Below are 15427 nucleotides of genomic sequence, written 5' to 3' on the forward strand. Positions count from 1 at the left end.
CCAAAAAAATAATATTTTCAAAAAATTCAAATATTTATACAAAAGACAATTAAAAAAATCTTTAGCTATACGCTTCAAATCAGCCAATTTTTTGAAAATAAAATTTATAAAAAAAATTTAAATAAATATAAAATACAGTTATTTAAACTATTAAAAGAAGTTAAATTCAGAACAGAATAGGTTTATTTTTTGTAATTAGAGCGCAAAGATAAAATTAATTTATATTTATGGTTTTCGTCTACTCAAGGCTTAATCTAAAACAGACATGTACAAGCCAAATAAGCCACACAATCGCATGATTTTACTTAAAAATATATTTATCAAAACTTAACGATATTTCTTCAATATGATTATTACAGTCGTTTTTTCACTCAGTTATTCATATTTCTTCTTCAATTAACACAACCAAAATACAAAACATAAAATACACAAAGGTATGAACTGAAAAAACATAAAAACCCAGTGAAAATCTGGATTTAAAAATAAGAGCATAAATAAAATACTGATTAATATATATTTATCCAAATAAAAACCAATCAACATAGCTGTACACAAGCAAAACAATATGTGATTTAAATCACATATTAAAATAAAAAAGATAATTAACACACACTTCAAACACTTTATGCAAAATCTTCACTCACTCTTTCCAGCCAGCTTGTTGTTTTTTTTTATGTCTAATCTTTCACATGCACATCCATCTGATTTCTTAAGAGAAAAAGCAATTGCGCAAATTAAAAATGGGCAAACAACTCAAGGATTAACAGCACTTGAATCTTTATTACAGCAGTACCCAGATCAACAGAACATCTTAGCTGACTATTTATTATCAGCCTCACACATTCAAGGTCTGCCACAAACCACCCTAGCTGATTTAACCCAACGAATTCAGCCTAAGCTCTTCCCTGAATATGCTCAACTCGCAACAGTTAAACTTTTACGAGATCAGAAACAGTTTGCTTCAGCATTAGCACTATTAGATAAATTTGAACCTTATCAATCGCATAACCAAGTGCAGGTCACAATTCTTAAAGCAGCATTGTTTGCTGAAAATAAACAACCGACTGAAGCAGCAAAGCAATTGAAGAATCTTGAGACAACGCAAATGAGTGTTGAACAGTTGGCTTTAGCGGCTTATGTTTATCGACTATTAGAACAACAGACTTATGCCTTACACACCATTCAGTTGGCTTATGCCCAACAACCAAACAATGAAGCCATTCAAAATGAATATTTAAATATTCTCGTTGCACTAGGTAGTTATGAAATGGCCACTGCTTTTTCTGAAGAGCACCATCTGTCTGATCGAAACCAGAATTTTATTTGGCAGAATAGAATTGCAAGATTTTCACAAAACATAAATGAGGCAATCAAACAGCAAAAATATTTATCTGCTCGTGCAGAAAGCGATCACAAAAGTTTTGCACAACTCGATCAAGTTCTGAAAGAAGGCGAACAAATTGCACAGCAGATTCCAGCGAATCAAGCCATGTTTAATCGTTTCTATTATGACTACCTGTATGCATTGAGTTATCGTGGAAACAAACAACAGCTGTTGAGCATCTTAAGGCAAGTTCCCTTACCCTCTATTGAGCAAATGCCTGCCTATACACGCCATGCGATTGCAGATACCTATCTTGCAAATCAACAACCTGCCGAAGCTGAGATAATCTATCGCAGCTTGCTTACTGAGAAAAACTATCCCGATATCAGCCTATATACATCACTTTATTATGCATTAATCGAACAAGAAAAATATAAAGATGCAAATGCGCTGATTAACCTAATTGATGAATTGATTCCCACGTATGAATATAGCGAGGCCAAAGGCGTCGATAAAAGTGTACACCCAGATCGAAATGAATATCTGTCGTTAGTTGCATTAAATATGGCTTATCGGAATCACTTAAATTTATCAGAACAATATCTAAATAATACCGTAGCCAAAGCCCCGAACAGTGTTCAATTTTTAAATGATCTAGCCAAAATCCAGCGTTGGCGTGGTAACCCTCGCCAAGCTCAACTTACCATTGATCGTTTAAATGGTTTAGAACCTCACTCAAAATATACACGCATGAATACCATGCAAAATACCCAAGCACTTGGCGATATCCAAGCTTGGCAGCAGCAAACTCAAGCGCTGAGTGAAGACTACCCCAGCGATAGCAGTGTTATAAAAAGTCGTAAAGAATTAAATGATCGTAATCACGCCAGCATGAGCCATGAAAGTCGCTTTTCACATAGCCGCTCTGAACAAAACCAATTACTACAATCACTCAAAGGGACACGTGATCGTGAATCCAACACCACGCTATATTCACCGTGGTTAGCAGACAATTATCGTATCTTGGTTGAACATCAAGATCTTTGGGGAAAATATGCCGATGGTGATTTGCAAGAACAACGCTTTGGTTTAGGTCTGCAATGGCAAGACAAAGGTAAAAACTTGGCGCTGGTTGCCTCTCAAAATACCGAAGGTCAACGTCAAGGCTTAAGAGCAGATTGGTCACATCAACTCAATGACAATTGGCAGTATGCCTTATCCCTCAATACCCAAGCCAATATTCCATTACAAGCCATCAATCAAGGTGAAAATGGCAAAGCTTATGGCGCTTCGATTCAATGGCAGCAAAATGAATCCCGACAAGCCAATGCAGGATATAGCTACACTGATATTAGCGATGGAAATAAACGCCATGATTTTTTTGCAAACTATAATCAACGTATTTTTCAAACGGCCCACCACACTACACAAGCAGGCTTTTCTGCATTTTTAGGCAAAAATCGTTTAGATAACGTGGTCTATTTTAGTCCTAAACAAAGTTATAGTCTCGCGATCAACTTGAGCCATGACTGGTTGACTTGGCGAAATTACGAACGTCACTTCAATCAAAATTTTTCGATCAATGCAGGTATGTTTCAGCAACAAGATTACGGCTCCAAGCCGATTTTTGATGCCCAATATCGACATGAGTGGCAATTGTCGCGGATCTGGGCACTGCATTATGGCATTGGTTGGAAACGACATCCCTATGATGGCATCAATGAGAATCAAACCTATGCCCTATTAGGTTTTGGAGGGCGATTCTAATGACATTCTTCAATATGTTTAGAATACTCTCTGCATGTGCATTTCTTATCCCAGTTCAAAGTTATGCCGCAGACGAAGCAAAATTTGATGCCCATCATTTTGTTAGTTTGACCTTTCACGATGTGCGTGATGATGTTTTAAAAAATGGCGACCGAGATGTGTATGCCATTAATACCCAAAATTTAGTGCAATTTTTTGAATGGTTGAAACGTTCTGAATGGACTCCAATTAGCCTCAAACAAATTATGGCCTCTCGGGAACATGGTGTTCCATTACCGAAAAATGCAATTTTAATTAGTTTTGATGATGGTGCCTTAAGTAGCTATAGCCATGTCTATCCTTTGGTCAAGCAATATCAAATTCCTGTGGTCTTTGCTTTGGTGACCAGTTGGACAGAAGGTAATACACAAGCTGCTTATGAAGCCTATGGTCAAAATAACTTGATGAGCTGGAAACAACTGCAAGAGATTCAAAAATCAGGTTTAGTTGAATTTGCCAGCCATAGCCATGATTTGCACAAAGGCATATTGGCCAACATACAAAAAAATGAAAAGCCTGCCGCCTTAACTCGACAATACGATATAACCCAACAGCGCTATGAAACTGAGTCTGAATATAGCCAGCGGATTTATGATGATTTGGTGAAATCCAAAAAAATCTTGCAGCAAAAACTAGGAATAGATTCACTTGCAATCATTTGGCCCTATGGTGCGGTCAACCCACAAGTCACTCAAATTGCGAATCAAGCAGGCTTTCCTCTGTCTTTTAGTTTAGGGACGGAAAAATTAAATGACACCCATGATGCAACTTTTCAACGCGGTATTGTTTCAAATAATCCAACAGCTGAAAATTTACGTGAACAACTCACAGGCTTTATGGAATACGGTCAACGACAAGCGTATGAACCTATTCGGGCCGTGCAAGTTGATCTAGGCCAATTCTCACAAGATAGTACACAGTTTAATCAGCAGTTAGGCAGTTTATTAAATAATTTAAGTGCCTTAAAAACCAATACTTTAATCGTTAATGCATTAACTGATCAGAATAATACTGTCTATGCCCAAAGCTACTTTCCAACAACACGTCTAAAACTGGCCCAAGATATTTTAAGTCGCACCCACTGGCAGACGCGAACACGGGTTTTTCATCGAGTCTATGCACAGATGCCGATTTTTCCTGACTTGAAGCAAACTCATTTAGCAATCGATTTAAGCAGAGACCTGATCCAGAATAACCCCAATCTGGATGGCATTATTTTAAAAACAGATCAACAACTCGCTTGTCGTTATAGCACCGTAGTGAGCCCAACGTGTCTGGAAAAAGAAACACACATTTTAAAGTTAACACAACAGGTCAAAGCCGCGGTCACGCCTTATCTCAATCAAAGTAATCCCTTCCAATTAATATTACAGCTCTCACTCTCTGATTTAACAGATCAGGGCTTAGAGCAAATGGTTAATACCTATCTACCCTTCGTATCATTATTGAATATTGAAATTAACAGTCTAGATAATCTCAATAGCTATCAAAAATTTATACAACAGGTAGATCATTTAACTGCCTCACAAAAAGCCAGACTGATGGTGACTTTAGTTCACCACGACCAGTCTTCGCCAAAGCAGCTACAACACTTGCAGCAACACTATTTAAATTTACAAAGACATGGAATCCAAAAATTGGTTTTAAGCAATTACCGCTTCGATAATGCAAAAGCGGTGCATGAACAACTATTTACCCCTCTCAGCTTAAATGACAGTCCAATCAGTTATCGCAATCCATTTCTCCAGCAACACGTAAATGGAGAACAGCCATGACCTTAATGGAAACTCTTTTCCTATTTGCCTTTATATATCCCTTGCTGATGGCATGGACATGGATGGTAGGTGGTTTATGGTTCTACTTTAAACGCGAATATAAGCAAAACCAATTACCCGAGATTTCAGAACAAGGGTGCAGCATTATCATTCCTTGTTTTAATGAACAAGCTCAAGTTAGAGAAACCCTACGGTTTGCACTGCAAACACAATATCCAAAATTTGAAGTCATCGCCGTCAATGATGGCAGTTCTGACGATACCGCAAAAATATTGGATGAACTGGCGCTTGAACATCCCGATTTACGGGTTGTGCACTTGGCAGAAAATCAAGGAAAAGCTTTTGCCTTACGTTCAGGCATGATGGTCAGCCAATACGAATATCTGATTTGTATTGATGGAGATGCCTTGCTGCATCCCCATGCTGCGATTTGGATGATGCATCAACTTACAGCATTTAATCAGGTTGGCGCAGTAACTGGAAACCCTCGGATTTTAAATCGTTCAAGTATTTTAGGAAAACTACAAGTGGGTGAGTTTTCATCCATCATTGGTTTAATTAAACGTGCCCAACGGACTTATGGACGTATTTTTACAGTCTCAGGTGTGATTGCTGGCTTTAGAAAAACTGCACTGATGCAAGTCGGCTTATGGTCAGAAGATAAGATTACTGAAGACATTGATATCTCATGGAAACTTCAACTGGCTGAATGGGATATTCACTATGTTCCCAATGCGCTGTGCTACATCTATATGCCTGAAACCTTTAAAGGTTTATGGAAACAACGATTGCGCTGGGCTCAAGGTGGGGTTGAAGTTATTAAAACCTATTTTCCCAAACTCTTTAAGATTTCAGCACTCAAAATGTGGCCTGTTGCACTAGAAGCCATCATCAGCATGGTTTGGGCCTATGTCATTTTCATGATCATTATCCTGTTTTTCGTTGGGCTAGTCGTTCCACTATCCGCAGAATGGCAGATTAAATCACTCTTTCCACAGTGGTACGGCGTCATTTTAGCCATTACCTGTCTGATTCAATTTTTTGTGAGCTTATTCATTGACAAACGATATGACGGAAACCGTTTCTTTAGAAATTACTTTTGGGTGATTTGGTATCCCCTGTTTTTTTGGATGCTCGGTGCAGCAACAACTGTGGTTGCTGTACCAAAAGCTTTATTTACACGTAAGAAAAGAGCGAGATGGGTTAGCCCAGATCGTGGTTTTAAAGGTGAGTCAGAATGAACAAACAACATTTGAATATCATTGAGGATATTTCACAGCTAGATATTCCTGAATATATTGACCAACATCAGTATGTAAAAAACAAAGGTGCACATTATTTGCTGCAAGGGATCGGTTGGGCACTCTGGACACTGCTATTTTTACCGTTATTGGCGATATTTTTATGGCTATACCAAGGTAAGCTCATCAAAAACTATATTTTTGCAGAACAGATGAGCGTGCAGATCCACAATTTCTTTTGGCTCGCCTTGATGGTGATGATCTGTTGTGCCTCATTGTTGTTATGGGCGAGCTATAACTGGTTACGATACCGAAACACGGAAAAAATGACTGTGGTGAACGTGAGCCATTCTATTCTTGCTGAGGGATTTTTGATTCCAAAGGAGGAGCTATCCAAAATTCAACGCTCAAAAAACATTGTACTGCACTATAACCAAGAAGGTATTTTAGCTGACTATGAACTGAGATAACTATTCATGAACCAAAAATGAAAAGAGGCAAGCAATTGCCTCTTTTCATCGCTTCAATTCCAAACATACTGATTGATATCGAGCATCATTCGATTATGCCAATAATGGCCTCAGCCTGATAACTTTTCCCTTGTTCTGCCACGATTTGAATGACTCCACTTTGATGTGCAAGCACGGGGACTTCCATTTTCATGGCTTCCATAATCGCAACAATCTGCCCTTCAGTCACCTGCTGCCCCTGTGTAACTTTCCATGAACTAACCACACCATTGATCGGAGCCAGTAAATGCTCAGCGCTCAGTTCAGGTTCAATTGACTGCTGCTGTTGAATCGCACTAGCAGGATTTTGTGCAAACATACCTGCAGGTAAACCTAAACGATGTAATTTGCCATCAATTTCAATATAGCTGAGCAGCAAGGGTTGTTGATGATTAGGAATACTGCGTTTGCTTGGCTTTAACTGTTGCTTGAAGTCATTTTCGATCCAACGGGTATGGACCTTAAACTCATCGCTAAAATCAGGTTCATTGAGTACTGCGCGGTGGAAATCTAGAACCGACGCCACCCCTTCGATCTTACACTGCTTTAACGCACGTTTAGCACGGGCAATTGCAACTTCACGGGTTGGGCCCGTCACAATCAGTTTTGCCATAAGTGAGTCAAAGTGGCTGGAAACCAATGAGCCAGTGCGAACCCCTGTATCGACGCGAACCCCTTGACCAAATGGTGCTTCAAATAAGTTCAGCACACCAAATGCTGGAATAAAACCACGCGCTGGATCTTCGGCATTAATACGAAATTCAATCGCATGACCCTGTACTTTAGGTGTCTCTTTAATCGAAAGCTCATGGCCTTGCGCAACACGAATTTGTTCTACCACTAAATCCACGTTTGTGGTTTCTTCGGTCACGGGATGCTCAACTTGCAAACGGGTGTTTACTTCTAAAAATGAAAGCTTTCCATCACGACTCAATAAATATTCTACCGTTCCTGCACCAACATAATGGGCTGCCTGACAGATATTTTTTGCTGAACTTAAAATTTGTTGATAGATTTCATCGCGAATAAAGGGTGCTGGCGCTTCTTCAACTAACTTCTGGTTACGGCGTTGCAAAGAGCAATCACGCGTGCCAAGTACCACAATATTGCCATGTTGGTCAGCAATCACTTGAGCTTCGACATGGCGTGGTTGGTCTAGATATTGTTCAACAAAACATTCACCACGCCCAAAGGCAGCTTTGGCCTCACGTACTGCCGACTCATACAGCTCTTTGACTTCTTCAAGTGTCCACGCCACTTTTAAACCACGACCACCGCCACCAAATGCCGCTTTAATCGCAATCGGCAAACCAAACTGTTTAGCGAAATCCAAAGCTTCATCTGCATTATTGAGTGGGTCTTGCGTCCCCTGAACCAACGGCGCACCCACTGAAGCCGCAATTTTACGCGCTTCGATTTTATCACCCAGTTTTTCAATGGCACTTGGAGATGGCCCGACCCATTTTAAGCCTGCATCAATCACGGCTTGGGCAAATTCAGCACGTTCAGATAAAAAACCATACCCTGGGTGCACCATGGTTGCTTGGGATTTCTTTGCAATCTCGATAATGGCAGCAATATTTAAGTAGGTCTCACTGGCAGTCGCACCAGCCAAACCCCAAGCCTCATCGGCAAGCTCGACATGCATGCTGCCCATATCATCATCTGCATATAACGCGACCGATGCAATGCCCATGTCACGGCAAGCATGAATAATACGAACGGCAATTTCACCACGATTGGCAATCAATAATTTTTCAGTCTTCATCATTTATTCTCAAAATCTGTAAATTCGGTAATTTTTTTAAATTTGATCCGGCAACCTGCTGGAATCTGTGCCACCAAATCCCAATGATGTTTTGCAACAGCGGCAATGACAGGATATCCCCCCGTTAAAGGGTGATCATTCATAAACAAAACGGGTTGACCACTCGGTGGAATCTGTAAAGCCCCAATACACGTGCCTTCACTTTCCAACTCATGGGTAATTTTGCGAGTTAGAGACTGCTCACCTGACAATCTGAGCCCAATGCGATTACTTTCATTAGTCACCAACCATTCTTGCTGACAGAGCAGTTCAATACTGTCTTGTTCAAACCAGTCGGTACGTGGACCCATCACAATGTCGAGCTCAACCACTTCACCAACTTTGGGCAAATCATTCTTACCCACTTCATTGACACTAATGTTGGCCGCCTTCACTTGCCCTTGATAAATGGTATCTCCAAGCTTTAAAGGTTCTGGCCCTAACACCGCCAAACTATCAAATGAAGCACTATTTAAAACGGGCTTAACCTTGATGCCACCTCGAACAGCAAGATAATTTCTCAACCCCTTTGTAGGCGGCAGAATATGAAACTCATCGCCTTCATCCAGGTCAATCGGCTGATCACTTGCAAACTCTGCGTTTTGACCATCTGCAAATTTCACACGGATATTTGAGATGGCGCCTGTAACTGCAATCACAGCACCATGCTGCAGTTTGGCCTTTAAGCCACCATTTAAAACCTCAATCACAGGCGTATCAGTTGGATTCCCTACAATACGGTTGGCACTATGCATCGCCGATAAGTCCATTGCACCCGCCATTCCAACGCCAATCTTGGTCTGGTTAAAACGCCCTTCATCTTGAATCAACATCTGTAGGCTGGGCGCAGTAATACTAAACAGTGGCACCGATTGTTTCAGTTCAACCGTACGCGTGATCTGTTGAGGTACACTCACAGTTATCGGATGATGTGTGACATCTTCAAAATTTACCGTCATACCGGGTAACAGCAACGCAGGATTTTTACGCGCTAAATCCCACATTTTTTCGTCTGTAGTTCCAATCAATTGCCAGCCACCTGGACTGTCTTTTGGATAAATACCAGAGTATCTACCAGCCAATCCTAACGAGCCTGAAGGTATTTTTTTACGCGGAACCGTTAAACGTGGAATGTCAGTAAATGGTCGGTCGGGACTGCTCATATAAGCAAAGCCTGGCGCAAAACCAATAAAAGCCACATTCCAGATGCTTTGGTGATGTTTTCGAATCACCTCTGCTACAGACAACCCTTGCAACTCAGCCACCTGTGCAAGGTCTTCACCATCGTAACGAATCGGCACAATCACTTCTTGGTTGCTACGCTCAAATCCTGAATCAATTTTGAGGCTCTGAATGAAAGCAACCAGCGTTTTAAAGTTGGTTTCGATCTCGTTAAAAAAAACCAAAATTGTTTTTGCAGCGGGGACTAAGTCTTTAATTCCATTCAATGACGTGTTTTGCAATTTATTGTACAACGCCAAAGTTTCTTCGAGACTCGCAAGCTCAATCAGAAAACAATCGGCGTTTACCGATAAAAAACGCATTTGCTTATCCTTTTAATTGTTCATTCGCCCAATTAGCCCATCCAAGCACGGTCAGGAATGTCAGTAATCAACATATGGCCAGGCGCATGGCTAATTGCAAAAGGAATTTTAGAGTTCATGACTGCCGCTTGTGGAGTGACACCACAGGCCCAAAACACGGGGATCTCACCTGCTTCGATACGAGACGCCTCACCAAAATCAGGCTGATTTAGATCCCGAATGCCCAAGCTTTCAGGATGTCCAATATGTACAGGTGCGCCATGTACACTTGGCATACGCGCTGTAATTTTTACTGCTTCACTAATTTGGTGTGATGGAATAGGTCGCATAGAAACCACCATGTTTCCTGAAATACGCCCTGCTGGCTGGCACTGAATATTACTCAGATACATTGGCACATTGGTCTTATCCTGAATATGACGAACTTCAATCCCCGCTTCTTGCAAAGCTGTTTCAAAAGAGAAACTACAACCGATCAAAAATGTGACCAAATCAGGATGAGCATGGTAAATCTCGCTGGCATCAGTCACTTCATCCACCATTTTGCCGTCTTTCCAAATGCGATAGCGCGGGAAATCGGTTCGAATGTCTGAGTCTGCGGCAAGTTTGCTTGTATAGATGCCTTCTTCAAGTACATCGAGTACAGGACAACTTTGTGGATTGCGGTGTGCATAGAGTAAAAAGTCATAGGCCCAATCTTTAGGCACAGAAATCATATTCACCTGTGTCATGCCCGCAGCCATGCCTGCTGTCGGCTGATCAAAGCCAGCACGTATTTTTAAGCGTGCACCTAAAGCGGCTTCAAGCTGAGCTGGGTCGACTTTAATATCCTTATACATGGTGCTCATCCTTATACTTTATTTACAAATGGGCGGATTTCAATCTGATTTTTTAGCAGTTCGGCTTTAATCGCAGTTGACATTTCTAGCGCACCGTCGGTATCACCATGCAAACAAATCGTATCGGCCTGAATGGGGGTAAATACACCGTCAATTGATTCAACCCCCCCCTGTTTAAGCATAGACACCACACGGCTCGCAACAAAGGCAGAGTCATGTAAAACCGCGCCTTCTAGACGACGAGATACCAATGAGCCATCGCTATTATAAGCACGATCTGCAAATGCTTCTGACACCACGTTTAAACCCGCAGCACGTGCCTGCTCGACCAAGCTTGACCCCGCCAAAGCCACTAAAACTAGGTCAGGGTTGTACATCTTAATCGCATCAATCACTGCGGCTGCCTGAGCTTGATCATGGGCAATGGTGTTGTAGAGCGCGCCATGTGGTTTTACATATTGCACTTTTGAACCTGCCACTTTCGCCAAACCGTCCAATGCTGAAATTTGATACAGCACATCAGCAATCAGTTCGTCACGTGACACATCCATATTACGGCGACCAAAACCAACCAGATCTGGATAAGACACATGTGCCCCAATCGTGACGCCCAATTCAACGGCTTTCTGAACCGTTTTTAAAATCCCCAAAGGATCGCCTGCATGAAAACCGCATGCGATATTGGCACTGGTCACCACAGGTAAAATCTGGTCATCATTGCCCATTTTCCATGAGCCAAAGCTTTCGCCCAAATCACTGTTTAAATCTACAAACATGGCATCATTCCTTTTTCGCTATACGATTATCTGGCTTAAAGTTTGGTCAAATAGTTAAACACAGTCGTAAATGACATATAGCCCATCCACCACGTCAATACACAGGTGAGTGCACCTAAAACAATTAACCATTTTGGATAATTATAATTACCCATCAAGTCTCTACGGCAAGCCGCAACATACACAAAAATTGTAAGACCAATTGGCAACACTAAACCATTAAAGCCACCGACAAAGATCAATAGACCTGCTGGCGTTGCCCCTAATACCACATAGAGTAATAAGGCTAAGGCAATAAAAGTGATGGTGGTATAGTTGCTTTGTTTTGGGGTTAAATTCTTTTTAAATGCACTAAAGAATGAAACCGAGGTATAGGCTGCACCAATGGTGCTACTAATACCAGCTGCCCAAAAGATCAGGCCAAATAATTTATAACCCAATGTGCCCGCAGCATACTGGAATGCTTGTGCCGCTGGATTGGCATTATGACTAGCGAGATCTATCGTTGCACCGCTCACCACCACCCCCAAGAAGGCTAAAAATAAGACATAGCGCATGATGCCAACCACTACAATGCCCTTGGTCGCTGCTTTGGCTACTTCATCAATATTTTCAGGGCCAACAGCGCCTTTATCCAGTAAACGGTGTGCGCCTGCATAGCAAATATAGCCACCCACCGTGCCACCGACAATGGTGGTAATAATGGCAAAATCAATTTGGTCTGGTGCAAAGGTTTGTTGTACCGCTTGTCCAACAGGTGGCATTACAATCACAGCCACAATGATGATCAGGATGATTTTCAGCAATCCCAATACGATCATGCTTTTATCCATCGCAAGCGTGGCTTTTCTTGAAGCGAAAATCAAAATCGCCAATGCACCACTGAGAATACCGCCCCATTTGGTGTCCAAACCAAATAATGCATTTAGACCTAATGCAGCACCTGCAATATTTCCAATGCTAAAGAAGAAACCGCCTAGAATCACCAGAAATGCAAGTAAATAGCCACTGCCCGGTAAAGCCTTATTGGCAATATCGGATGCACGCATTTGTGTGAGAGTCACGACACGCCAAATATTTTGCTGCACCACATAATCAATCAAAATGGAAACTAAAATGGCAAAACCAAATGCGGCGCCTAACTTCACCGTAAACACAGCGGTTTGGGTTAAAAATCCAGGCCCCATTGCCGAAGTTGCCATCATAAAAATTGAGGCGACGATGGCCCATTGGCGATCCGACAAAAAAGAAGACTTCAATAAAGACATTAATGCGTTCCTCGTCCATTTGAGCTTAATAACGCGATTTTTAACTTGATCTAAGAGCATCATTTTGTTTATAAACGATCTTCTTTAATCCTTTTTAAATCACAAAGATTCCCTGTTCTCCCACTAAGCGATGGGTAATCAAATCTTCTCGTTCAAATAAAAACATATGCAAGCCAACTGAACAATACGACTTTCTACAGCACAAAATAAAATCAAATATATGAATTTATTAAATTTTTATTATTAAGAGTTTTCAATATAAATTTTACTTATCACCTTCCATAAGCTGCTTTTATGACTTATCCAAAAAATGACCTTATTCTAAAGCCGAGAAATACACTGAAAAGTAAGTGAATAAGCCTCTATTTTTTGATTCGTTGATTCAGTCTTTGCATCGCACTTTCAGAGACCATCACGGCGACATCGGTTAATTTCTCTTTCAATGCAGCATCATTACCTTGAATATAAATCGAGGTAAAGTGAAAGGTCTTTAACTGAATTGGGGTGTTTAATATTTCTAATCGACCATCGGTAATTTCTTTTAAAGCGGTTAAAGTCGGCACCACAGCGATCCCTAAGCCTTGCTCAGCAAGTCGTAACAAAGTCGCCAAAGAATAACTGGTAATCGAAAGTGGCTCATCAAGCCCCTGTTCTTTCATTTTGGCCTTGAGCTCTTTATAGGGGTAGGTAATTTTGGGATAGGTTAAGATCGTATGCGACATTAAGCTTTTAAATGACATTTGCCCGACCCCTCCTTTAAATGACGGTGACGCCAAGAAACTCAGTTCAAAATCACAAAGTGCCTGTTCGATACACTCAAAAGCCAATGTTGGCCCGAGTAAAAAGGCCATGTCCAGATCACCTGTGCGTACACCTTCTTGTAAATTCGGGGTCAGATCGACCACAATTTCGACTGAAACTTTAGGGAATTCTTGCTGAACTTTTTCGATATATTCGACCAACCATGTATAAACAATGGTTTCTGAAACCCCCAGCCGTATTGTACCGGTCAAATGCTGATTTTCCGTTAATTCCGCAATGAGTTCAGTTTCTAAACGCATCAACTTTTCAGCATATTTAAATAAGGTCATGCCCTTATGCGTCGGTTTAAGCTGGCGAAAACTTCGATCTAAAACTTTAAATCCAAGGTCATTTTCAATCGCTGTGATTTTCTGTGATACCGCAGGCTGGGTGGTTTGTAATTTTGTCGCTGCCTTATTAAAACTATTGAGGGTCACCACCCAGTAGAATGCTTCGAGATTCTTCAAATTCACGTTTAATCCTAAGCTCGCTATCCTTTTCTCGCTGTATAGTATGAGAGTGATCCGCCAGATTAAGCTAGCTGTTTATTGATTTTTCTTGAAGCAGGTTTTGTGATTGGTTTATTTCACCTTTACAAAGATGATGTCCAAATCCTGTTTAGGAACAAAGTTGCGCTTGCTCATCTGAAATTGGGTTGGGCTGATTTTTTCAACTTTGCCATTCCAACAAAATGAAACCAATTCATTCTTATCACGCTCAATCGTTAATTTAAAATTTTCAATCGGTTTAGCCCAATTTGCACCTGTGGTCAAAATGTAGCTCAAAGCATTAAACGGTGAATTTTCTGCTTTGGCTTTTTTTAAGCCCTGCTTAAATTGTGCATCCATACAAAAGTTTTGATTATATTCATCTGGATATAGGGCAACAGAACCACCCACCAGAGGTTGATATTGATGCTGAATTTTGGTCAAGGCATTGGCTTTAAAGGTTTGCTTCCAGCTATAAATCACTTGAGATGACCATGGAATTTCGTCATCTTGTTTAAAATTCGCTAATATTTTCTGCATGTGTGGCTGCTTACATTGCTTTAATTTATCAACAAAATAGCGATCGTCATCATTGTTACGCATCCAAGGATTAAGCATGTCGGTTTGGCTAAAACCACATTGTTTAAATAGATCTGTTGCATCAATCAACGGCGACTTTTCATCCTTTTGGATAAAAGTACGCACATGCATTTCTGGCTGAATATTTTGACCATCAACAATAATTTTAAAGCTTTTTAGCAATGCTTCGGTATGGGCAAAATCCGCTTCAAAGAAGTTATCGATACGCGGTAAGGGAAACAAAACAGTTTCTGTCACATCTTTATTGCTTAAGTTTTTATAAAGATAATTTACTTTAATCAGTTTCTTGCTAATAAATAAGTCTTCACTTTGCATCGCAATATGCGCATTTTTAAGATAGGCCACTCCGCCCGTCCCCACATAGCCCGTTGAATCATTGGCGAGGCTATAGGTCGGTATTTGCAGCAAAATAGAACATGCCAAGATGATTTTTTTCATTTTTAAGTGTCCAATTTAAGACTGTAATGATGAGGACCTGTCAGTGATCAATCATAGCGGCTTAAAGCCTCAGATATTCACTTTTTTTCTGATTCTACCCTATTGAGGATCAATCATTGTTCTGAACGAGCTGACATCACTAGAAAAGCTTGCAGTCGATTGATCTAAAAAAAGAGCAGCCTGTTGCTCACAAACTGCTCCTCGGTCTTAG

At 40.8% G+C, this 15427-nt stretch carries 10 protein-coding genes and 1 pseudogene; 4 read left to right on the forward strand and 7 right to left on the reverse strand.

Annotated elements, in window-relative coordinates:
• Nucleotides 1–625: 625 nt before the first annotated feature.
• Genes pgaA through pgaD form a run of 4 tightly spaced genes read left to right on the forward strand, consistent with a single transcriptional unit; the run spans nucleotide 626 to nucleotide 6616 of the window.
• Nucleotides 626–3091, forward strand: a complete 2466-nt coding sequence (pgaA, locus tag F957_RS09365) for a poly-beta-1,6 N-acetyl-D-glucosamine export porin PgaA (protein WP_016660376.1) — start codon at nucleotides 626–628, stop codon at nucleotides 3089–3091.
• Nucleotides 3091–4905, forward strand: coding sequence for a poly-beta-1,6-N-acetyl-D-glucosamine N-deacetylase PgaB (pgaB, locus tag F957_RS09360; protein ID WP_016540573.1), 1815 nt, complete (start codon nucleotides 3091–3093; stop codon nucleotides 4903–4905). Before pgaA ends, pgaB begins: the two co-directional genes overlap by 1 nt.
• Entirely contained in the window at nucleotides 4902–6146 is a 1245-nt protein-coding gene (gene pgaC, locus F957_RS09355; protein ID WP_016540572.1) for a poly-beta-1,6-N-acetyl-D-glucosamine synthase, read from the forward strand. Before pgaB ends, pgaC begins: the two co-directional genes overlap by 4 nt.
• Nucleotides 6143–6616: a poly-beta-1,6-N-acetyl-D-glucosamine biosynthesis protein PgaD gene (pgaD, locus tag F957_RS09350; RefSeq protein ID WP_016540571.1), complete on the forward strand. Its 474-nt coding sequence runs from the start codon at nucleotides 6143–6145 to the stop codon at nucleotides 6614–6616. The genes pgaC and pgaD overlap by 4 nt, the downstream gene beginning before the upstream one ends.
• 85 nt (nucleotides 6617–6701) lie before the next feature.
• On the opposite strand, the gene F957_RS09345 is transcribed toward pgaD, so the two are convergent.
• The 7 genes and pseudogenes from F957_RS09345 to F957_RS09315 all read right to left on the reverse strand — a co-directional run bounded on the left by F957_RS09345 (nucleotide 6702) and on the right by F957_RS09315 (nucleotide 15216).
• Entirely contained in the window at nucleotides 6702–8423 is a 1722-nt protein-coding gene (locus F957_RS09345; protein WP_032860528.1) for an acetyl/propionyl/methylcrotonyl-CoA carboxylase subunit alpha, read from the reverse strand.
• Nucleotides 8423–10006, reverse strand: coding sequence for a 5-oxoprolinase subunit B/C family protein (locus F957_RS09340; protein WP_016540569.1), 1584 nt, complete (start codon nucleotides 10004–10006; stop codon nucleotides 8423–8425). The genes F957_RS09345 and F957_RS09340 overlap by 1 nt, the downstream gene beginning before the upstream one ends.
• 32 nt (nucleotides 10007–10038) lie before the next feature.
• Nucleotides 10039–10854 (reverse strand): putative hydro-lyase, encoded by an 816-nt coding sequence (locus tag F957_RS09335; protein ID WP_155762616.1) that lies wholly within the window; start codon nucleotides 10852–10854, stop codon nucleotides 10039–10041.
• Between the two features lie 2 nt (nucleotides 10855–10856).
• Nucleotides 10857–11621: a LamB/YcsF family protein gene (locus F957_RS09330; RefSeq protein WP_016540567.1), complete on the reverse strand. Its 765-nt coding sequence runs from the start codon at nucleotides 11619–11621 to the stop codon at nucleotides 10857–10859.
• A gap of 35 nt (nucleotides 11622–11656) precedes the next feature.
• A pseudogene (locus tag F957_RS09325) lies at nucleotides 11657–12908 on the reverse strand (NRAMP family divalent metal transporter).
• Between the two features lie 343 nt (nucleotides 12909–13251).
• Nucleotides 13252–14163, reverse strand: coding sequence for a LysR family transcriptional regulator MumR (gene mumR / locus F957_RS09320; protein WP_016540565.1), 912 nt, complete (start codon nucleotides 14161–14163; stop codon nucleotides 13252–13254).
• 108 nt (nucleotides 14164–14271) lie between these two features.
• Nucleotides 14272–15216, reverse strand: a complete 945-nt coding sequence (locus F957_RS09315; RefSeq protein ID WP_016540564.1) for a DUF4424 family protein — start codon at nucleotides 15214–15216, stop codon at nucleotides 14272–14274.
• Nucleotides 15217–15427 lie beyond the last annotated feature (211 nt).

Source organism: Acinetobacter gyllenbergii CIP 110306 = MTCC 11365 (assembly GCF_000413855.1).
GTDB lineage: Bacteria > Pseudomonadota > Gammaproteobacteria > Pseudomonadales > Moraxellaceae > Acinetobacter > Acinetobacter gyllenbergii.

Excerpts from the sequence above, each read along its gene's own strand:
- pgaC (WP_016540572.1), top strand. The coding sequence starts at position 4,902 with ATGACCTTAATGGAAACTCTTTTCCTATTTGCCTTTATATATCCCTTG.
- F957_RS09345 (WP_032860528.1), bottom strand. The coding sequence starts at position 8,423 with ATGAAGACTGAAAAATTATTGATTGCCAATCGTGGTGAAATTGCCGTT.
- F957_RS09335 (WP_155762616.1), bottom strand. The coding sequence starts at position 10,854 with ATGAGCACCATGTATAAGGATATTAAAGTCGACCCAGCTCAGCTTGAA.
- F957_RS09330 (WP_016540567.1), bottom strand. The coding sequence starts at position 11,621 with ATGTTTGTAGATTTAAACAGTGATTTGGGCGAAAGCTTTGGCTCATGG.
- F957_RS09340 (WP_016540569.1), bottom strand. The coding sequence starts at position 10,006 with ATGCGTTTTTTATCGGTAAACGCCGATTGTTTTCTGATTGAGCTTGCG.
- pgaB (WP_016540573.1), top strand. The coding sequence starts at position 3,091 with ATGACATTCTTCAATATGTTTAGAATACTCTCTGCATGTGCATTTCTT.
- F957_RS09315 (WP_016540564.1), bottom strand. The coding sequence starts at position 15,216 with ATGAAAAAAATCATCTTGGCATGTTCTATTTTGCTGCAAATACCGACC.
- pgaA (WP_016660376.1), top strand. The coding sequence starts at position 626 with ATGCAAAATCTTCACTCACTCTTTCCAGCCAGCTTGTTGTTTTTTTTT.
- pgaD (WP_016540571.1), top strand. The coding sequence starts at position 6,143 with ATGAACAAACAACATTTGAATATCATTGAGGATATTTCACAGCTAGAT.